The following is an 18885-nucleotide window of genomic DNA, read 5'->3' as shown; positions in this document are numbered from 1 at the left end:
AGACAATGATAAAAGACTGGGACAAGATACCCTCTCCGTGCTATGTCATGGAGGAGGAATTGCTGAGAAAGAATCTCACATTGATTAAGCACGTGGCCGATACGGCAGGGGTGGAAATTATTCTGGCGTTTAAGGCCTTCGCCATGTGGAAATCATTCCCGATTTTCCGGGAATACATCCGATACACTACGGCCAGTTCCGAATACGAGGCCCGTCTGGCTTTCGAAGAGTTTGGTAGTAAGGCACATACCTATTCACCCGCCTATACGGCACAGAACTTTCCGGCTTTCCTGAAATACAGCAGCCACATCACCTTCAACTCGATGTCGCAGTTTGAACGGTTCTATCCGATGGCCAAGGCGAATCCGGAACCGGTGTCCTGCGGCATCCGTGTCAATCCCGAATATTCGGAAGTGGAGGTGGAGCTGTACAATCCTTGTGCGCCGGGTACCCGTTTCGGCGTGACGGCCGATTTGCTGCCGGAGCAGTTGCCGGAAGGGATTGAAGGATTTCATTGCCATTGCCATTGCGAATCGAGCTCGTACGAACTGGAACGCACGCTTCAGCATATTGAGGAGAAATTCAGACGCTGGTTTCCGCAGCTGAAATGGCTGAATCTGGGAGGAGGCCATCTGATGACACGGTCCGATTATGATGTGGACCATCTGATTCGCCTGTTGCAAGGGTTGAGGTCGCGCTATCCGCACCTGAAAATCATTCTGGAACCAGGTTCGGCCTTCACCTGGCAGACAGGACCATTGGTGGCTTCGGTGGTCGACGTGGTGGAAAGCCGGGGCATCCGGACAGCCATTCTCGATGTCAGTTTCACCTGTCACATGCCCGACTGCCTGGAGATGCCTTACCAGCCGCGGGTGCGTGATGCCGAGTCGTTGCCAGCCGATGCCGTGAAAACCGCTCCGAAAGAAGAGCATGTGTACCGGTTGGGCGGTAACAGTTGCCTGAGCGGTGACTACATGGGCAGCTGGAAGTTCGACCATGAGCTGCAGGTGGGTGAGCGGATTGTGTTTGAGGACATGATTCACTATACTATGGTCAAGACGAATATGTTTAATGGTATTCATCACCCGTCGATTGCCATTCTGCATACCGACGGCGAGCTGGAGGTGTATCGCACCTTCCATTACGAGGATTATCGCGACCGCATGTGTTGAGTCTGTTGTGGAGCCTGTCTAGGCGTTGGTTGGAAAACGCTTAGACGCTTTACCTTAAACGCACTTACGTTTGAATCAAAACGCAAGTACGTTTGGATTGAAACGCAAGTACGTTTTCGTTCAAACGTCCTTGCGTTTTTTTTGTAGGCTGGAGAACCTTTCTTTCCCTTTTCAAAAAGTCTTCATTCCCAACTTCTTCCGACCGAAAATAAGGCGGGAGTACCTTGGAGCGGCAAAATGCCTTCACTCAAAAATATCACTTTTTTCAAAAAAAGATACCCGATTGTTTTGGTAGTTTCAAAAAAAAGACTACCTTTGCACTCGCAATCGGGAAAATGATGAACGATTGTAGAAGTGATGCGGAAATAGCTCAGTTGGTAGAGCATAACCTTGCCAAGGTTAGGGTCGCGAGTTCGAGTCTCGTTTTCCGCTCAATGAAAAAGAAAAGAGTTGCGCTAAGCAAATGCCCAGGTGGCGGAATGGTAGACGCGCACGTTTCAGGTGCGTGTGTCGAGAGGCATGCAGGTTCGAGTCCTGTTCTGGGCACCACGAAAAAACAATTCTTTTCTTTTTCTTTTTGGAGGAATGGCGGAATTGGTAGACGCGCCACTTTGAGGGGGTGGTGACAGTTTATGTCGTGTGAGTTCGAGTCTCATTTCCTTCACAGAAATTGCGGAAATAGCTCAGTTGGTAGAGCATAACCTTGCCAAGGTTAGGGTCGCGAGTTCGAGTCTCGTTTTCCGCTCAAGCATTTTTTTGATGCGCGAAGGTCGAAAGGCCGTAATGCCCAGGTGGCGGAATGGTAGACGCGCACGTTTCAGGTGCGTGTGTCGAGAGGCATGCAGGTTCGAGTCCTGTTCTGGGCACTACATTGCGGAAATAGCTCAGTTGGTAGAGCATAACCTTGCCAAGGTTAGGGTCGCGAGTTCGAGTCTCGTTTTCCGCTCCAATTTGTTTACTGAAAATTTGCGGAAATAGCTCAGTTGGTAGAGCATAACCTTGCCAAGGTTAGGGTCGCGAGTTCGAGTCTCGTTTTCCGCTCGGAGGAGAAGACAGCGCCAGTTGTTTTCTCTTTTTTTATGCGTTTTCCAGTGTGGATTTTTTTTGAATATCTATTGCGGGTATTATAAGGAATTTGATATATTTGCGCCTGCAATCAGAAAAAGGAAAAAGTCATGAAAACGTATGATATTTATTTCTCGGACGGAAGTTCGAGCGACAATAAGGGGTTTTCCATCAAGACTCCCGAAAAGGCCATCCACATGGCGGAAGATATGCTGGTGAAAGGCAACAGTTACATTGACGATTATGCCGGGGGTACAATCTCGGTTGTGGCGTCCGATGGAGAAGTGGTATGGAGCAGTCCGATACCGCCCAAGAAAAAGTGAGAACGTGTGTAGTATATCATTAAAACCATAAGAATTTATGTTTTCTGGAATAGTAGAAGAATATGCGGAAGTGGTGAAGGTGGTAAAGGATCAGGAAAACCTGCACCTGACGCTGAAGTGTTCGTTTGTCGACGAGTTGAAAATTGATCAGAGTGTGTCTCATAACGGCGTGTGCCTGACGGTGGTGAGCATTCAGGACGGCACTTACACGGTGACGGCCATGAAGGAAACCATCGAACGTTCCAATATCGGCCTGCTGGTTCCGGGTGACAAGGTGAACGTGGAACGCAGCATGATGATGAACGGACGGCTGGACGGACACATCGTGCAGGGGCATGTAGACCAGACGGCGGTTTGTACGGCCATCGACGATGCTCAGGGTAGCTGGTACTTCACGTTCAAGTATGATTTTGACAAGGAAATGGCCAAGCGCGGCTATTTTACGGTAGACAAGGGTTCCGTTACGGTGAATGGGGTGAGCCTGACTGTCTGCAACCCGACGGCCGACAGTTTTCAGGTAGCCATCATTCCTTACACTTACGAGCATACCAACTTCCATACTATTAAGGTGGGCAGTGTGGTGAACATCGAATTCGATATTATCGGAAAGTATTTGAGTCGCATGATGCAGCTCACGAAATAAGGGCCAGTGAGGTTCTTGCTTTTCAGGCGCAGTTCTCGGAATATTTCCGGAAGCTGCGCCTGAATCGTTTATAGGTCTTTGAGTAAAATCTGACTGTTTTTTTCCGTAAATTCCTTGCGTGCGTCTATCAGGGTTTTCCAGGCAGCCGAATAATGGGTGGGGTCTACCTTGAAATCCTCGGCCCCGTTGGCGTCCAGCTGGCTGAGAAGGGTGCCTACACTCAGCTGGTTGATGTCGATGCCTGGCAGATACTGGGGCTCGCGCGACTTTTCTTCCCCTCCGGCCCCCGCTTCGTAAATCAGCCGCATGTCCTGAAGCTCGTACAAGATGCTTTTGGTCAGCCGGATGGGGATTTTATGCTCTTTGCTGAGGGCTTCTGCCGTGTAAGGTCTGCCGCCCGTGGCGAACCGCTTGCAGATGGAACTCAGGATGATGGTGCAGAAAAAGTCGTGGAAGCGGCGGCTGATGTGGGCTGTTTCCTTTCCGAAATTGAAGGTGGAGACGTTCTGGCTGATGTAGCTCATTTCGGCGCCAAACAGGCAGATGCTCCAGGAAATCTGTGTCCACAGCAGGAACAGAGGGATGGCGGCGAAACTTCCGTAGATGGCATTGTAATTCGATACCCATATCTGGCTGTTGATGTAAAAGTACTGGAAGGCTTGGAATGCACTTCCGGCCAGCACACCGGGCAGCCAGGCGTGTGTCAGTTTGACTTTCGTGTTGGGCATGAAAGTGTAGAGTCCGATGAACATTCCCCAGATAAGGGCGTAGGGGATGAGGCGGACAAAGAATTTCAGTATCGGGGCCAGTACCATGAAGTTTTGCATTTCCTTCACGTAGGTAGTCATGAAGATAGTGAGGCCGCTGGAGGCTACCAGCAGGATAGGAAGCAGTAGAATCATGGAGAAGTAGTCGGTAATCTGCCGGAACACACTGCGGGGCTTCTTCACTTGCCAGATGGCGTTGAAGCTGCGCTCGATGTTGTCAATCAGCAGCAGGATGGTACCCAGCAGCATGATGAGGCCGATGCCGATGAAGACACCGCTTTGGGCGTGTTCCAGGTAGGAATTGATCCAGCTGATAATCAGTTCGGCCTGCGAACCGGTCATTCCGCTCCGGAACTGCGACTCGATGAGGGTGTCGAATCCGAAGCCGCGGGCGATGGCAAACAGCAGGGCCAGGATGGGGATGATGGAAAGCAGGGTGCTGTAGGTCAGTGCGGAGGCACGTACCACGATGCGGTCGTTGATGAACTGGATGATGGAAAGATAGACAATCTTGAGATAAGTATAGAGTTTCCACTGGAGGTGAGACACCTCATCTTCTCGGATGCGCCATATTCCATCGTCGAGGAAATGAATCAGCGCTTTAATTCGGGCATTCATGGTTCGTGTGTTTATGGTGAAAAAGAAAGCAGCCGGTCTATAAGCCGGGTTCTGTCACCCTGCAGGTGCAGGGGAGCCTGTCATTTATCTACGCCTGCCGTCACCGGCAGGCTCTAGCGGTCCACCCTCCGACGTGGGGCGAGCAACCCTCGTTGATGCCGGTTTACATGACCTTACAACTCCTAAGATGCACAGCCCGCATATCACTATACGGCTGGTAGGCTCTTACCCTACCTTCTCACCCTTACCTCCGGGTGGAGGCGGTTATTTTCTTCTGCATTACTCTGCCTTTGCAGGCGGCTTTCTGTTAGGAAGTAGGATGCTCTGTGTTGCCCGGACTTTCCTCTTCTACCTATATATAGTATCAGCGACAGACCGACCAGCTGCTTTCTCTGTGCAAAGGTACGCAAATAAACGGAATTTGTGCTATAATTGGCGGGATTCTTTCATTTGGACCCTTCTGAATGGAATCTGGCGGGCAGGACGATTTGTCAGCGGTGTCACTATTCCACTGGTAATGAATGTAAATTTGGCAGATTTGGCAGTTAACTGCGGTTAATGCCTTTCTGGGCATTGTTAAAAGACGGAAAAAAGAACCGGGGAAGAGTACACTCGTATGGAATTTGTTCTACTTTAGCAAATGAAAAGTTAAAACAATATCGAAATTAACATTTTAAACAATAGAAGATATGAAAACAACAACTAAGTTTGCGATAGGTTCAGTAGCAGTCATTGCACTGAGTGCTGGAGTGGCCGGAGCTACGGCGTATGCCATGATGGAGAAAAATCAGGCAAACACATCTTTCTATGATGCTTTTGATACTGCGTCTCCTTTGCGTACGGCGGCATTGGATGCATCAAGCATGCAACCGGTCGATTTGACGAAAGCGGCAGAAAGTACGTTGAACTCCGTGGTACATATCATGTCTATTCAGCGTAGCAAGATTCAGACAATTCAACAGCCCGATATATTCGATTTCTTCTTTGGTGACGGGCGAGGCCGCCAGCAGCAGGTACAGACTCCGGAACAGAGAGGATTCGGTTCTGGTGTCATCATCTCCAAGGATGGTTACATCGTGACCAACAATCATGTGATTGACGGAGCGGATGAAATCAACGTGAAGCTGCACGACGGACGCGAGATGAAAGGTCGTGTCATCGGTACGGACCCGACTTCCGACTTGGCATTAGTCAAGATTGAAGGAGATGATTTCCCGGCTATCGTGGTCGGCAACTCTGATAACCTGAAAGTAGGTGAGTGGGTATTGGCAGTCGGTAACCCGTTCAATCTGGGTTCTACAGTGACAGCCGGTGTGGTCAGTGCGAAGTCTCGTGGACTGGGTGCCAACCAGGTAGAATCTTTCATTCAGACTGATGCCGCCATCAACCAAGGTAACAGTGGTGGTGCGTTGGTGAATGCGAAAGGTGAACTGGTAGGTATCAACGCCATGCTGTATTCTCCGACAGGAGCTTATTCAGGATACGGTTTCGCCATTCCGGTAAGCATCATGACCAAGGTGGTAACCGACTTGAAGCAATATGGTACCGTACAGCGTGCATTGCTGGGTATTGGCGGTCGTGATATGGGTAACGAGGTTTATCCGGATGAGATCCGTAAGGAACAGAAGGAGCTGGGTGCTACCGAAGGTGTACAGGTGGTAGAAGTAACCGAAGGTGGTTCAGCCGACGGAGTCTTGCAGAAGAACGATGTTATCTTGAAGCTGAATGACAGCAAGGTGAAGACCATGGCCGACCTGCAAGGCATGCTGGCTAAGTATCGTCCGGGTGACAAAGTGAAGGTGACTGTTTTGCGTGACAAGAAAGAAAAGACCTTTACCATTACCTTGAAGAATTCTCAGGGAACGACTAAAGTAGTAAAACAGGCAGATATGGAAATCCTGGGTGCTGCCTTCCGTGCTGTGCCGAAAGAACTGAAGGAACAGTTGAACTTGGGCTATGGAGTGGAAGTAACCGGTGTCAGTGACGGAAGAATGAAGGATAGCGGTATCCGCAAAGGATTTATTATCCTGAAAGCCAACGGAAAGCAGTTGCGCAGCGTGCAGGATTTGGAGAACGTGATGAAAGCCGCTTCCCAGTCAGCCGATCAGGTACTGTTCATGACAGGTGTATATCCGTCAGGCAAACGTGCAAATTATGCAGTCGACTTGTCGCAGGCAGAATAAACGCATAGTATAGTAAGGTAGAAAGATTTTTCCACATGAAGGCGCTTCGAACCTCCGAAGCGCCTTCTTTGGCTTCTGGCTATAGGAGCGGACAATCCGTACGTGGAATGAACAATCGGGCCGTCTGCTCTGTTTCCTTTTCGACATGCGGTTGACAAAAAGAGAGAATGAAGGCTGGTTTAAGAAATTTATAGATTCTTTCTTCAGAAAATCACTGTCAGAATCAAAAATTTTATGTACTTTTGTACCCAAATCATTTTATATAGAATGAGACAGTTAAAGATTACTAAAAGTATCACTAACCGAGAGAGCGCTTCTTTGGATAAGTATTTGCAGGAAATCGGTCGTGAAGATTTGATTACTGTAGAAGAGGAGGTAGAACTCGCTCAACGTATCCGTAAAGGTGACCGTGCGGCATTAGAGAAACTTACACGTGCCAACCTACGATTTGTGGTGTCTGTAGCCAAACAGTATCAGAACCAGGGCTTGAGCTTGCCGGATTTGATTAATGAAGGTAACCTGGGCTTGATTAAGGCCGCTGAAAAGTTTGATGAAACCCGTGGTTTCAAATTCATCAGTTACGCCGTTTGGTGGATTCGTCAGTCCATTTTGCAGGCATTGGCAGAACAGTCACGTATCGTGCGTCTGCCGTTGAACCAGGTTGGTTCACTGAATAAAATCAGTAAGGCATTCTCTAAGTTCGAACAGGAAAACGAACGTCGTCCGTCGCCGGAGGAACTGGCCGATGAACTGGAAATTCCGGTAGACAAGATTTCGGATACGCTGAAGGTTTCCGGTCGCCACATTTCTGTGGATGCTCCTTTTGTGGAAGGAGAGGACAACAGTTTGCTGGATGTGCTGGTGAACGATGATTCTCCGATGGCTGACCGCTCTTTGGTGAATGAATCACTTTCGAGGGAAATTGACAGGGCACTTTCTACGTTGACCGAAAGGGAGAAGGATATCATCCAGATGTTTTTCGGTATTAACACGCAGGAAATGACGTTGGAAGAAATCGGCGACAAGTTTGGGCTCACCCGTGAGCGTGTTCGCCAGATTAAGGAAAAGGCAATTAGACGATTAAGACAAAATTCTCGTAGTAAGCTGCTCAAATCTTATTTGGGATAAGGTAGAGATTGATTTCCGAAAAAAACAGAAGGGATGTATGAAGACAGGCTCAGTCTTGATACATCTCTTTTTGTATGTATAAAGGCTTTTTCTTTGTTAATTTATATGTCTTCTTTCTGTTTTTACGCATAATTGTGTACTTTTGCCCACATAAATTGATGAATTATGCGTTACACAAAATTTTTCTGTTTCCTGTTTATGATGGTATTTGCTGCTTCGGCATTCAGCAAGCAGCCGAAAGATAAAAAAAAGTATGGGGTATATCTGGCCGGTGTTTCTGCTTCGTTTACGGACTCGCTGGTGTATTTCACTGATGTGCAGTTCCTGGACAGCGCAGCCGTGGATGACAAGGACATGCTGGTGGGACGTGCTTTATACAGTATCCAGTTGAAAGATTACTTGGAGCAGAAGCAGAACGGGAAGAACCGCACTTGCTTTATGTTCTTTAGCCGGAAGAAGAAAAATGTGCAGAAGGAGCTGAAAAAGCTGAAAGAAAAATATACGAAGGGCGGTGCATTGTTCCTTCAAGATGTAAATCCGGAATTCAAGTTTACAAAGCCTGACGTAGAATGAGGCAGATGAAGAAATGGCTGTATGGCCTGTTGCTAGTCTTTCTGGCAGCATGTTCCAATGAAATTCCGGAACAGCAGCCGGCCAAGCGTTCTGGACGTACTGTGCTGGCTTATCTGATATCGAACAATCAGGCGGGTTCCTTGGATACTTATTTGCGGAGCAATGTGATAGATATGTACACGGCGCTGGGAAATATGAATGAATCGTGTACGTTGCTGGTATATTATCGCCCTGATGCAGGCGATGAACCGTTGGGCTATCCTACATTGATGAGTTTTTATGCTGACGGACGTGGAAATATCAACAATCAGCCTGCTTTAACAGGAATGAATTTGACATTTTCCGCTATTTGCCAGGTGGCGGAAAAGAAAGAATATACGATGAACAGCCAAATAGCCACCGATCCGGTTGTGATGAAAGAAGTCTTTAAGGACATGCAGACGGTAGCTCCTTCTGATAGTTATGGCGTGATTTTCGGTTCGCATGCTACTGGCTGGCTGAAAGGAAATTCAGTACCGACCAAAGCTTTTGGGGATGACAACGGTTATAACATTGATATCCCGGAATTGGCAGAGGTTCTGAAAAATAGTTTTACGAAGAAACTGGATTTTGTATTGTTTGATGCTTGCATGATGGCCAATGCGGAAGTATGTTATGAGCTGAAAGACGTGACTTCACATTGTGTGGCTTCCGTTTTGGAAACTCCGGTTTATGGATTTCCTTACGACCAGCTTCTTTCTTATCTGTATGCAGATAGTGTGGATTATTCGGCGGTATGCCATGAATTTATTTCCTTTAATAAGATTAATAATCTGTGGGGCACCTGCGCGGCGGTCGATTGCAGTCAGATGGAGAGTCTGGCCGAAGCGGTGAAGAACAAGTTGACGGAATGGCAGGAGGCTTTACCTACTGTCAGTATGGAGAATGTACAGCAGTATGGAGTGAAAAGTTATCGGTATTTCTCATACGATGTACTTGATTTCTTCCGTGAATTGGGACGCAAAAGCGGAGTGGCTGAAACGGACTTGAATATGGAGGTTGCTTCTGTACAGACTGCTCTGAATCAGGCGGTGATTGCCAAGGAATGTCTGGCCGGGCCTGAATATGAGTTTGATGGGTTGGTATTGGATGATACTCGTTTTTGCGGAATCGGCATGTACATTCCGGGAGAGTATAATCATTATGTAGCGAATAAAACTTTGTGGAACAGTTACTATACACAATCCATCGCGTGGTACCGTGCGGCAGGCTGGGATGCCTTGAACTAACTGATAATTGCTGACTTCTTGACGCTTTGTGTAAACTTTCTGTGTGCTGAATTTGTTTTTATGGTTTAAGCAGATTTATCGTTATGTGGAATTTTATCAAAGAGTTACAACGGAAGGACCACCAACGTTATTTAGGTGGACTGGATTTCTTTAAATACATCGGTCCGGGCTTGCTCGTGACCGTCGGTTTCATCGACCCGGGCAACTGGGCCTCCAACTTTGCGGCAGGGGCCGATTTTGGTTATTCGCTCCTGTGGGTCATTACCCTATCTACTATTATGTTGATTGTGCTTCAGCACAATGTGGCACATTTGGGTATCGTTACCGGGCTTTGCCTGAGTGAGGCGGCCACGAAATACACGCCCAAATGGGTGTCGCGCCCCGTGCTGGGCACGGCGGTGCTGGCTTCCATATCCACTTCCCTTGCTGAAATTCTGGGAGGGGCCATCGCCTTGGAAATGTTGTTTCATATTCCCATTATCTGGGGAGCCTTGCTGACGACGGTGTTTGTCGTCATCATGCTTTTCACCAATTCCTATAAACGGATTGAGAGGGCCATCATAGCCTTTGTTTCCGTTATCGGATTGTCTTTTCTCTATGAACTGTTGCTGGTGGAGATTGACTGGCCGCTGGCGGCCCGTTCGTGGGTAGTTCCCTCCATTCCCCAAGGGAGTCTGCTGGTCATTATGAGCGTATTGGGAGCAGTGGTCATGCCCCACAACCTGTTCTTACATTCGGAGGTGGTGCAGAGCCGCGAGTACAACAAGCAGGACGATGCTTCCATCCGTAAGCTGCTGAAATATGAATTTTATGATACTCTGTTCTCCATGGGAGTAGGCTGGGCCATCAACAGTGCGATGATTCTGCTGGCGGCGGCTACTTTCTTTGCTCATGGGGTGGAAGTGGAAGAACTGCAGCAGGCCAAAAGTCTGTTGGAACCCTTGCTGGGCAGTCAGGCGGCCCTGGTGTTTGCCTTGGCCCTGCTGATGGCCGGTATCTCGTCGACGGTGACGAGTGGTATGGCAGCAGGTTCCATCTTTGCCGGGATGTTCGGCGAGTCGTATCATGTGAAGGATATCCATTCGCGGGTGGGTATTTTGCTTTCTCTGGGACTCGCTTTGGTGGTGATTCTGTTCATTGACAACCCGTTTCAGGGGTTGATTCTCTCGCAGATGGTGCTGAGCATCCAGTTGCCGTTCACCATTTTCCTGCAAGTGTGGCTGACTTCCTCCCGGCGCGTAATGGGCCCGTATGTCAATTCCCGCTGGAGTACATGGGTACTCTATACCATGGCGGTGGTGGTGTCCGTGCTGAACCTTGCATTGTTGTTTTCGTGAATGTTTCTTAGGCTTCGTGCGGAGCAAGTTCCGTCATTTTCTTTTTGAAATGATACATCAGCATGAGGGCGGCTACCGCAAAGGCTAGTCCGTCGGACAGCGGCATGCTGAACCATACCCCTTTCAGTCCGTAGACAGGCGGTAGCCAGGCCAGTCCCGGAAGCAGGAAGAGTAACTGGCGGGAGAGGGACAGGAAGATGGAAATCCGGGCTTTTCCGATGGATTGGAAGAACTGCGTGATGACAATCTGCGCCCCGACCACAGGAAAGGCCAGAATACCGATTCGCAAGGCGAGAATGGCGTCGTCCATCAATTCCTGGCTGTCGGTAAACATTCCCACGAAGAGTTCGGGGAGCAGTTCTCCCAAGGCGAACCCCACGGTGGTGATGATACAAGCCGCTGTAATACCCAGTTTCAAGGTACGTTTTACCCGACTGAAATGACGGGCCCCGTAGTTATAGCCCGTAATGGGTTGCATGCCCATGGTGATGCCCATCACAATCATGACAAACAACATCTGGATGCGGTTGAGGATGCCGAAAGCCCCGATGGCCATGTCACCCCCGTAGTTGAGCAGGCGGTTGTTGATGAAGATGACGATGCAGCAGGCACACACGTTCATGACAAAAGGCGACATGCCGATAGCAAAAATATTTCCTATGATTTTCTTTTGCAGGCGAAGGTTGGGCCGGTGGAAACGGATATAGCTTTTCGGGCTGCAGAAGTGATAGAGCACCCAGATCATGCCGAAAAACTGTGAGCAGACCGTGGCCAGTGCCGCTCCCCGGATGCCCCAGTCGAACACGAAGATGAAGATGGGGGCCAGGATGATGTTGCATCCCACCGTCAGCATGGACGAGAGCATGGCTTTGCGCGGATAGCCCGTGGCCCGCATCACATTGTTGAGTCCAATCATGACATACGAGATGGGACTGCCCAGCAGGATGACCTGCATGAAGTCGCGGGCATAGGGCATGGTCGCTTCGCTGGCCCCGAAGAAAAACAGAATCGGTTCCAGAAAGATGAACGCCAGTCCCCCGTAGAACACGGCATTGATGACACAGAGAATCGCCACATTGCCCAGAATGTCTTCGGCCCCTTTCTTGTCCTTCTGTCCCAGACGGATGGAGGAGAGTGTGGCACCTCCCACACCCACCAGCGTACAGAACGCCACCAGCAGGTTCATGAGCGGGAAGGTGATGGCCAGTCCCGAGATGGCCAGTGCCCCCACACCGTGTCCGATGAAGATACTGTCGATGATGTTGTAGAGCGAGGTCAGCGTCATGCCGATGATGGCCGGGATGGAATATTCCAGCAACAGTTTCCCGATGGGAGCCTCTCCCAAGATATGCGGATTGTTCTCTTTCATGCGAAATTTGTTTAATTTAATTCTCAAAGTTAGGAAGATGAACCGATATTTCAGAACTTTGCACCGTTAAATCAAACTAAACATCGAATGGACATAACGAAATGTGTAGCCGCCCTTTTTGATTTCGACGGGGTGGTGATGGATACCGAATCGCAGTACAGTCTTTTTTGGAACAAGGTAGGGAAACAATATCATCCGGAATACGAGGAATTCGGACGGGTTATCAAGGGACAGACCCTCAAGCAGATTTACGACCGCCATTTTCAGGGTATGGAGCAGGAACAGGCTGAAATTACCGACCGTCTGAACCGTTTTGAGACGGAGATGAAGTATGAATACGTGCCGGGAGTGGAAGCGTTCATGCGCAGCCTGCGTGCCCATGGCGTGAAGATTGCCATCGTGACCAGCTCGAACGAGAAGAAGATGGCTAACGTCTATGCCTCACATCCCGAACTGAAGGGATTGGTCGACCGGATTCTGACGGCCGAAATGTTCCATAAGTCGAAGCCGGAACCCGACTGCTTCCTGCTGGGGGCAGAGGTATTTGAGACGGTACCGGAGAACTGTGTCGTTTTTGAGGACTCGTTCCATGGTATTCAGGCCGGAAATGCCGCAGGGATGGCTGTCGTGGGGCTGAGCACGACCAATCCGGCAGAAGCCATTCAGAATCAGTGCGCTTTGGTGATTCCGGATTTCCGCCATTTTACCTACGAGGCCATGATGAACTTGCTGTAACGCTTGTCTGATTCGGAAAAATCGGCTATTTTTGCGGAAATTTTATTAAATCGGAAAAAAATTATGGCAGGATATCTTTCAGGTGATACTCGCAAAGTGACGACTCACCGTTTGATTGAAATGAAACAAAGAGGTGAAAAAATCTCCATGCTGACCTCTTATGACTATACCATGGCGCAGATTGTAGACGGTGCCGGAGTGGACGTGATTCTGGTAGGAGATTCGGCTTCGAATGTGATGGCCGGGAATGTGACCACCCTTCCTATCACGGTGGACCAGATGATTTATCATGGCAAATCGGTGATGCGCGGCGTGAAGCGCGCACTGGTGGTTGTGGACATGCCTTTTGGCTCGTATCAGGCCGACCCGTTCGACGGGGTACGCAATGCCATCCGTATCATGAAAGAGACGCATGCCGATGCGTTGAAGCTGGAAGGCGGAGAAGAAGTCATCGATGTGATTCGCCGTATTATCGGAGCCGGCATGCCGGTGATGGGACATCTGGGGCTGATGCCGCAGTCCATCAACAAGTATGGCACCTACGGCGTGAGGGCCAAGGAAGAGGCTGAGGCCGAGAAACTGATAAAAGACGCCCGTCTGCTGGAAGAAGCCGGCTGCTTCGCACTGGTGCTGGAAAAGATTCCGGCCGAACTGGCAGCCCGTGTGGCTAAGGAGCTGACCATCCCCGTAATCGGTATCGGTGCCGGAGGTGGAGTTGACGGACAGGTGCTGGTGGTGACCGATATGCTGGGTATGACCAAAGGATTCAGCCCACGCTTCCTGCGGCGATACGCCGACCTGAATACGGTGATGACGGATGCCATCGGGCATTACGTGGCCGATGTGAAGTCGAGCGACTTCCCCAATGAGTCGGAGCAGTATTAAGCCTGTTGTTTTTTTGACAAGGCATAAAGGTGCATGGACTGTAGGACCGGGCGGTCAGTTTCCGGCAGGTGGTACAGTCTGTGCATCTGTGTTTTAGACAAGATAGAGACGAGAAAAGAAAAAAAGAATGTGGAATCGTAGTTTTAATCTTTTACTTACAGCGAATTTTTTCCTGTACACGGCGGTGTATATGCTCTTCCCGGTGCTGCATCGGTGGATGGTGGGCGAGGGAGGCTATACCAACCTTCAGGCCGGAGGCACCATTGCCATTTTCGGAATTTCCTTGTACATCTTCGGCGTTTTCAATAATTACTTGGTCGATATGTTCAAGCGTAAAGCCGTGTGCACGCGCAGCATCCTGTTGCTGGCGTTGGTGGGACTGATTTATCCGTATTCTCCGGGGATAGGAACCATCATAGCGCTTCGGGTGTTGCAGGGAGCCTTGTTTGGAGTCGTGCTGATGTCGATGGGTAGTACGCTGGTCATCGACGTGACGCCCAGCCATTGTAGGAACAGGGCCAACCTCACTTTCACGTGGTCGGGTGTGCTCGGCATGCTGTGTGGCATCTGGGGTGGATACAGTCTGGGAAATTTCCTTTCCTTCCAGTACGAACTGTACCTGTTTGCCATCCTGTGTGTGATACCTATCCTGCTGGTATCGATGGTGGAAGTCTGTTTCCGTGCGCCGCTGGATTTGCCGCTGATGTCGTTCGACCGCTTTCTGCTGTTCCGTACCTTGCTTCCGGGACTGAACATGATGGTGGTTCCCTTCATTTTGGGGGTGGTATTCAGTACGATATTCGATAGTTTTTTCTACATTTGTGCAATGGTCGGATTTGTGGCCTTCCTGTTGCTCGACCGGATGTTCCGCAGTCAGGCCGACGGACGCTTCCTGAATGCGGCAGGTCTTGTGCTGATGGGCCTTGCCTTGCTGATGCTTTACCTCTCGGACGGCCGCGATTCCCTGTGGGGAGCCGGATTCCTGCTCGGACTGGGCATGGGACTGTCTCTGTTGCAGTTCCTGCGGATGATGATTTATCTTCCGCTGCATTGTGAGCGGGGGACAGGCTATCACACCTACCAGCTGTTGTGGGAGTCGGGCGTGATGCTGGGCGTGGTGCTCGGGAAATACGTGGAAGACTCCATGAAGCGGCAGTACCTGCTGGCCTTGCTGGTCTGCATGGTGGGACTGCTGGTCTATCAGGTAGCCATTCACCGCTATTTCGTGCGACGAATGAAAAACAGATAACTTAACCAATATAAAGAATATGGCAGACGACAAGAAAATTATCTTTTCAATGGTGGGAGTGAGCAAGTCATTCCAGAACAACAAGCAGGTATTGAAAGACATCTACCTATCCTTTTTTTATGGCGCGAAAATCGGAATCATCGGTCTGAACGGTTCCGGTAAGTCTACGTTGATGAAAATCATTGCCGGACTCGACAAGAACTATCAGGGCGAGGTGGTGTTCTCGCCGGGATACAGTGTCGGCTATCTGGCACAGGAACCCCAGCTCGACGACACGAAGACCGTGAAGGAAGTCGTGATGGAGGGGGTGCAGCAGGTGGTAGACACGCTGGCCGAATACGAAGAAATCAACCAGAAGTTCGGTTTGCCGGAGTATTACGAAGATCCGGAAAAGATGGACGCCCTCTTTGCGCGTCAGGCCGAACTGCAGGATATCATTGATGCCACCGATGCGTGGAACCTCGACAGCAAGCTGGAGCGGGCGATGGATGCCCTGCGCTGTCCGCCGGAAGACCAGCTGGTGAAAAATCTCTCCGGAGGTGAACGCCGCCGGGTGGCCCTGTGCCGTCTGCTGTTGCAGAAGCCCGACATCCTGTTGCTCGACGAGCCGACCAACCACTTGGATGCGGAAAGCATCGACTGGCTGGAACAGCACCTGCAGCAGTACGAGGGAACGGTGATTGCGGTGACACACGACCGTTACTTCCTGGACCACGTGGCCGGATGGATTCTGGAGCTTGACCGTGGCGAAGGTATTCCTTGGAAGGGTAACTATTCCAGCTGGCTGGAGCAGAAGACCAAGCGCATGGAGATGGAAGAAAAGACGGCCAGCAAGCGCCGCAAGACTTTGGAACGCGAGCTGGAATGGGTGCGCATGGCTCCCAAGGCCCGCCAGGCCAAGGGTAAGGCCCGTCTGAATTCGTACGACAAACTCTTGAACGAGGATGTGAAGGAGAAGGAAGAGAAACTGGAAATCTTCATCCCGAACGGTCCGCGTCTGGGCAACAAGGTCATCGAGGCCAAGCACGTGGCCAAGGCGTATGGCGAAAAGCTGCTTTTTGACGACCTGAACTTCATGTTGCCGCCTAACGGCATTGTGGGGGTTATTGGTCCGAACGGTGCCGGAAAGACCACACTGTTCCGCCTGATTATGGGACTGGAAACGGTGGACAAGGGCGAGTTTGAGGTGGGCGATACCGTCAAGATTGCCTACGTGGACCAGCAACACAAGGACATCGACCCGAACAAGAGCGTATATCAGGTCATCAGCGGAGGCAACGACCTGATTCGTATGGGCAACCGCGACGTGAACGCCCGTGCCTACCTGAGCCGCTTCAATTTCTCCGGTTCCGACCAGGAAAAGCTTTGCGGCATGCTCTCGGGTGGTGAACGCAACCGTCTGCATCTGGCCATGGCCCTGAAGGAAGAAGGCAACGTGCTGTTGCTCGACGAGCCGACCAACGACATCGACGTGAACACGCTCCGGGCGCTGGAAGAAGGTCTGGAAGACTTTGCAGGCTGTGCCGTAGTCATCAGCCACGACCGCTGGTTCCTCGACCGTATCTGTACGCACATCCTGGCATTCGAAGGAGACAGTCAGGTGTTCTACTTCGAAGGTTCCTACACGGAATACGAGGAAAACAAGATGAAGCGCATGGGCAATGTAGAGCCGAAACGCGTGCGCTACCGCAAGTTGATGGAAGACTGATTTTCAGCTGTTTATATAATGCATAAAAACGAGGCCGTCTCAAAATAAACCTTGAGATGGCCTCTGTCGTTTCATATCAGATTGAAGTCGTTTGGATTTTTCCTCAAAAAGGAATTTACAAGTTTCCTTCTACAGATTTCACGTTTTACACCGTTTTTCCCTCGTCAGAAGCCTCCTAAGAGGCTACTTTTGCAAGATTATGCGCTATGGCCAGCAGGCCAAACTCAATTTCCACCTTTTTCAGCCCACGAAGATGGAACCTCTTGAAGTGCTTGTTGTTCTTGAGGTTTCCAAATACGGCTTCCACATCCTGCGGCCGCTGGCTCCGGTATTTAAGACCTTCCGCAGAGAGGAGTTTCTTACGTTCCCTTTCCTTGATTTTTCTCAGCCGATGATTCACTTGCACAATCCTTTCCGACCGGCTTCTGTGACACCGGCATCTTAACGGGCAGCCCTTGCAGTTCCGTGCCCTGTACCTTGAGATGGTCTGTACAAAACCGTTGTCTGTCGTCCGCTTTACATCGGAGAGTCTTTCCATCCTCTGTCCCATCGGACAGTACATGCCGTCGGTTTCTTCATTATAATAGAAGTTGGCAGACAGGAACGGGTCATTCCTGAAGCTCCTTTTCTGTTCCTTGTGGAAATAGTTGTACTTTATGAAGGTTTCGATGCCGTGCCTGAAGGCGTACAGGTAGTTCTCCTCACTTCCGTACCCGGCGTCACAGACGGACACGTCAGGATATCTGCCGTACAGGGAATGGAAGTCTTCCATGTGCAGGGGATAGGTGGAGGTGTCACCGGCACACTGGTGGAGGGTATAGTTCAGGATGAACTGTCTGTTGGTACTGACCTGCGGGTTGTATCCGGGCTTGAGCTGCCCGTTCCTCATGTGGTCCTCCTTCATCCGCATGAACGTGGCGTCGGGGTCTGTCTTGGAGTAGCTGTTGCGCCCGTCGAGAATCTTTCCCTGGGATTCGTATTTCTTCAGCTGTTCGGGCCATGCCTTCCTCACGCGCCGGACCTTGGCCTTCACTTTCCGGTCCGCATCCGTTCCCTCCAGAGCTTCATGTATCTGTTCCAGCGCCCTTTCCACCTTCTCGGGGGTGATGTCCTGGTAAGTGACGGGAGCGGAGTCGCGCAGCTCCTGCTTGGTGACGGACTCGGCGTACCGCCATATCTCCTCAAGCTGTTCCGCAATTCTGGAGATGCGGGTGTGGATGGACTTGCCCCAGACGAACGTATAACGGTTGGCGTTCGCCTCCATCTTCGTCCCGTCGGTGCAGGCCACGTCCAGACTTACAAAGCCCTCCGCCACGAGGAACTTCACGATGGTGGCGAAGACGGTCTTGAGTACATCCTTCAGCCGGCTGCTGCGAAAACGGTTGATGGTGTTGTGGTCAGGCGTCCTGGTACCGGTCAGCCACATGAAGCGGATGTCATTGCGGCAGAACTCCTCAATGCGGCGGCTGGAATAGATATTGCGCAGATAGGCATATACCAGAATCTGCAGCATCATGCGGGGATGGTAGGCCGGACAGCCTTTGACGGAGTACTTGCGGTAAAGTTCTTCCAGGCTGATCTGTTCAATGATACGGTGAACAACCCGGACCGGATCGTTCTGGGGAATAAAATCGCCTAAACACGGAGGTAAAAGCAGATTATCGTTGGAGGTATAGTTTTTAAACATTATCTTTGGGATATATTGCTTGATTCCCTAAGATACGAAAAATTAGGGAGACGGGCAAGTCCTGACTGAGCGAAGTTTGGGCTTGCCCGATTTTTTTTGCAGACACAAAAAAGGCCATCTCAAATTATATTTCATTTTGAGACGGCCTCGTTTTTGTTTAAATGCACTTACGTTT

15 protein-coding genes, 7 tRNA genes and 1 other RNA gene are annotated in these 18885 nt (G+C 50.2%); 19 read left to right on the top strand and 4 right to left on the bottom strand.

Going from position 1 to position 18885, the window contains the following annotated elements; all coding sequences use genetic code 11:
- Nucleotides 1–8 precede the first annotated feature (8 nt).
- From nspC to OIM59_RS09920, 10 genes are all read left to right on the top strand, one after another.
- Nucleotides 9–1172: a carboxynorspermidine decarboxylase gene (gene nspC / locus OIM59_RS09965; RefSeq protein ID WP_303898201.1), complete on the top strand. Its 1164-nt coding sequence runs from the start codon at nt 9–11 to the stop codon at nt 1170–1172.
- Nucleotides 1173–1531: 359 nt separating this feature from the next.
- Nucleotides 1532–1604: transfer RNA gene (locus OIM59_RS09960), tRNA-Gly, on the top strand.
- A gap of 33 nt (nt 1605–1637) precedes the next feature.
- A tRNA-Leu gene (locus OIM59_RS09955) sits at nt 1638–1721 on the top strand.
- 30 nt (nt 1722–1751) lie between these two features.
- A tRNA-Leu gene (locus OIM59_RS09950) sits at nt 1752–1836 on the top strand.
- Nucleotides 1837–1844: 8 nt separating this feature from the next.
- Nucleotides 1845–1917 (top strand) — tRNA-Gly (locus tag OIM59_RS09945).
- A gap of 40 nt (nt 1918–1957) precedes the next feature.
- Nucleotides 1958–2038, top strand: a tRNA-Leu gene (locus tag OIM59_RS09940).
- A 7-nt stretch (nt 2039–2045) separates the two neighbouring features.
- Nucleotides 2046–2121, top strand: a tRNA-Gly gene (locus OIM59_RS09935).
- 19 nt (nt 2122–2140) lie between these two features.
- Nucleotides 2141–2213: transfer RNA gene (locus tag OIM59_RS09930), tRNA-Gly, on the top strand.
- Nucleotides 2214–2347: 134 nt separating this feature from the next.
- Nucleotides 2348–2560 carry a hypothetical protein gene (locus tag OIM59_RS09925; protein WP_072542976.1) on the top strand — a complete coding sequence of 71 codons (213 nt, stop codon included), beginning with the start codon at nt 2348–2350 and terminating at the stop codon, nt 2558–2560.
- A gap of 37 nt (nt 2561–2597) precedes the next feature.
- Nucleotides 2598–3203 carry a riboflavin synthase gene (locus OIM59_RS09920; RefSeq protein WP_022354909.1) on the top strand — a complete coding sequence of 202 codons (606 nt, stop codon included), beginning with the start codon at nt 2598–2600 and terminating at the stop codon, nt 3201–3203.
- 68 nt (nt 3204–3271) lie between these two features.
- Here OIM59_RS09920 and OIM59_RS09915 read toward each other — a convergent pair whose 3' ends face one another.
- Together OIM59_RS09915 and rnpB are read right to left on the bottom strand one after the other, a co-directional pair.
- The gene (locus OIM59_RS09915) at nt 3272–4588 is read right to left on the bottom strand and encodes a YihY/virulence factor BrkB family protein (protein ID WP_299173510.1); all 1317 of its coding nucleotides are present in this window, start codon (nt 4586–4588) and stop codon (nt 3272–3274) included.
- Nucleotides 4589–4612: 24 nt separating this feature from the next.
- Nucleotides 4613–4975, bottom strand: an RNA gene (gene rnpB / locus OIM59_RS09910) — RNase P RNA component class A.
- Between the two features lie 302 nt (nt 4976–5277).
- Here rnpB and OIM59_RS09905 point away from each other — a divergent pair.
- The 5 genes from OIM59_RS09905 (at nt 5278) to OIM59_RS09885 (ending at nt 11077) form a co-directional block, all read left to right on the top strand.
- Nucleotides 5278–6771 carry a trypsin-like peptidase domain-containing protein gene (locus OIM59_RS09905; protein WP_299173507.1) on the top strand — a complete coding sequence of 498 codons (1494 nt, stop codon included), beginning with the start codon at nt 5278–5280 and terminating at the stop codon, nt 6769–6771.
- A 267-nt stretch (nt 6772–7038) separates the two neighbouring features.
- Complete coding sequence (locus tag OIM59_RS09900; protein WP_021971286.1) at nt 7039–7899, top strand: RNA polymerase sigma factor RpoD/SigA; 861 nt, start codon at nt 7039–7041, stop codon at nt 7897–7899.
- Between the two features lie 165 nt (nt 7900–8064).
- Nucleotides 8065–8472 carry a hypothetical protein gene (locus OIM59_RS09895; RefSeq protein ID WP_299173502.1) on the top strand — a complete coding sequence of 136 codons (408 nt, stop codon included), beginning with the start codon at nt 8065–8067 and terminating at the stop codon, nt 8470–8472.
- The gene (locus tag OIM59_RS09890; protein WP_303896462.1) at nt 8469–9740 is read left to right on the top strand and encodes a clostripain-related cysteine peptidase; all 1272 of its coding nucleotides are present in this window, start codon (nt 8469–8471) and stop codon (nt 9738–9740) included. Before OIM59_RS09895 ends, OIM59_RS09890 begins: the two co-directional genes overlap by 4 nt.
- An 83-nt stretch (nt 9741–9823) precedes the next feature.
- Nucleotides 9824–11077 carry an Nramp family divalent metal transporter gene (locus OIM59_RS09885; RefSeq protein WP_299172012.1) on the top strand — a complete coding sequence of 418 codons (1254 nt, stop codon included), beginning with the start codon at nt 9824–9826 and terminating at the stop codon, nt 11075–11077.
- A gap of 7 nt (nt 11078–11084) precedes the next feature.
- On the opposite strand, the gene OIM59_RS09880 is transcribed toward OIM59_RS09885, so the two are convergent.
- On the bottom strand, nt 11085–12446 hold the full coding sequence (locus tag OIM59_RS09880) for an MATE family efflux transporter (RefSeq protein WP_299172014.1): 1362 nt from the start codon (nt 12444–12446) through the stop codon (nt 11085–11087).
- An 87-nt stretch (nt 12447–12533) separates the two neighbouring features.
- On the opposite strand from OIM59_RS09880, the gene OIM59_RS09875 reads away from it, so the two are divergent.
- The 4 genes from OIM59_RS09875 (at nt 12534) to ettA (ending at nt 17023) form a co-directional block, all read left to right on the top strand.
- The gene (locus OIM59_RS09875) at nt 12534–13181 is read left to right on the top strand and encodes an HAD family phosphatase (protein ID WP_072542969.1); all 648 of its coding nucleotides are present in this window, start codon (nt 12534–12536) and stop codon (nt 13179–13181) included.
- A gap of 63 nt (nt 13182–13244) precedes the next feature.
- Nucleotides 13245–14066 carry a 3-methyl-2-oxobutanoate hydroxymethyltransferase gene (gene panB / locus OIM59_RS09870; RefSeq protein WP_299172017.1) on the top strand — a complete coding sequence of 274 codons (822 nt, stop codon included), beginning with the start codon at nt 13245–13247 and terminating at the stop codon, nt 14064–14066.
- Nucleotides 14067–14193: 127 nt separating this feature from the next.
- Complete coding sequence (locus OIM59_RS09865) at nt 14194–15315, top strand: MFS transporter (RefSeq protein WP_299172019.1); 1122 nt, start codon at nt 14194–14196, stop codon at nt 15313–15315.
- 19 nt (nt 15316–15334) lie between these two features.
- Nucleotides 15335–17023: an energy-dependent translational throttle protein EttA gene (gene ettA, locus OIM59_RS09860; protein ID WP_299172021.1), complete on the top strand. Its 1689-nt coding sequence runs from the start codon at nt 15335–15337 to the stop codon at nt 17021–17023.
- A gap of 175 nt (nt 17024–17198) precedes the next feature.
- Here the strand turns inward: ettA and OIM59_RS09855 are convergent, their stop codons facing one another.
- Entirely contained in the window at nt 17199–18710 is a 1512-nt protein-coding gene (locus OIM59_RS09855; protein WP_303896458.1) for an IS1182 family transposase, read from the bottom strand.
- Between the last annotated feature and the right edge of the window lie 175 nt (nt 18711–18885).

Source organism: Bacteroides mediterraneensis (genome assembly GCF_025993685.1).
GTDB lineage: Bacteria > Bacteroidota > Bacteroidia > Bacteroidales > Bacteroidaceae > Phocaeicola > Phocaeicola mediterraneensis_A.
The sequence above is the reverse complement of the archived record's forward strand: the minus strand, read 5'-3'. Positions and strand labels throughout refer to the sequence as shown.

Bases quoted from the DNA above. Each gene is read 5' to 3' on its own strand.
- OIM59_RS09880 (WP_299172014.1), bottom strand. From the start codon at position 12,446: ATGAAAGAGAACAATCCGCATATCTTGGGAGAGGCTCCCATCGGGAAA.
- panB (WP_299172017.1), top strand. From the start codon at position 13,245: ATGGCAGGATATCTTTCAGGTGATACTCGCAAAGTGACGACTCACCGT.
- OIM59_RS09920 (WP_022354909.1), top strand. From the start codon at position 2,598: ATGTTTTCTGGAATAGTAGAAGAATATGCGGAAGTGGTGAAGGTGGTA.
- OIM59_RS09905 (WP_299173507.1), top strand. From the start codon at position 5,278: ATGAAAACAACAACTAAGTTTGCGATAGGTTCAGTAGCAGTCATTGCA.
- OIM59_RS09885 (WP_299172012.1), top strand. From the start codon at position 9,824: ATGTGGAATTTTATCAAAGAGTTACAACGGAAGGACCACCAACGTTAT.
- OIM59_RS09900 (WP_021971286.1), top strand. From the start codon at position 7,039: ATGAGACAGTTAAAGATTACTAAAAGTATCACTAACCGAGAGAGCGCT.
- OIM59_RS09915 (WP_299173510.1), bottom strand. From the start codon at position 4,588: ATGAATGCCCGAATTAAAGCGCTGATTCATTTCCTCGACGATGGAATA.
- OIM59_RS09890 (WP_303896462.1), top strand. From the start codon at position 8,469: ATGAGGCAGATGAAGAAATGGCTGTATGGCCTGTTGCTAGTCTTTCTG.
- OIM59_RS09875 (WP_072542969.1), top strand. From the start codon at position 12,534: ATGGACATAACGAAATGTGTAGCCGCCCTTTTTGATTTCGACGGGGTG.
- OIM59_RS09895 (WP_299173502.1), top strand. From the start codon at position 8,065: ATGCGTTACACAAAATTTTTCTGTTTCCTGTTTATGATGGTATTTGCT.
- ettA (WP_299172021.1), top strand. From the start codon at position 15,335: ATGGCAGACGACAAGAAAATTATCTTTTCAATGGTGGGAGTGAGCAAG.
- OIM59_RS09855 (WP_303896458.1), bottom strand. From the start codon at position 18,710: ATGTTTAAAAACTATACCTCCAACGATAATCTGCTTTTACCTCCGTGT.
- OIM59_RS09865 (WP_299172019.1), top strand. From the start codon at position 14,194: ATGTGGAATCGTAGTTTTAATCTTTTACTTACAGCGAATTTTTTCCTG.
- OIM59_RS09925 (WP_072542976.1), top strand. From the start codon at position 2,348: ATGAAAACGTATGATATTTATTTCTCGGACGGAAGTTCGAGCGACAAT.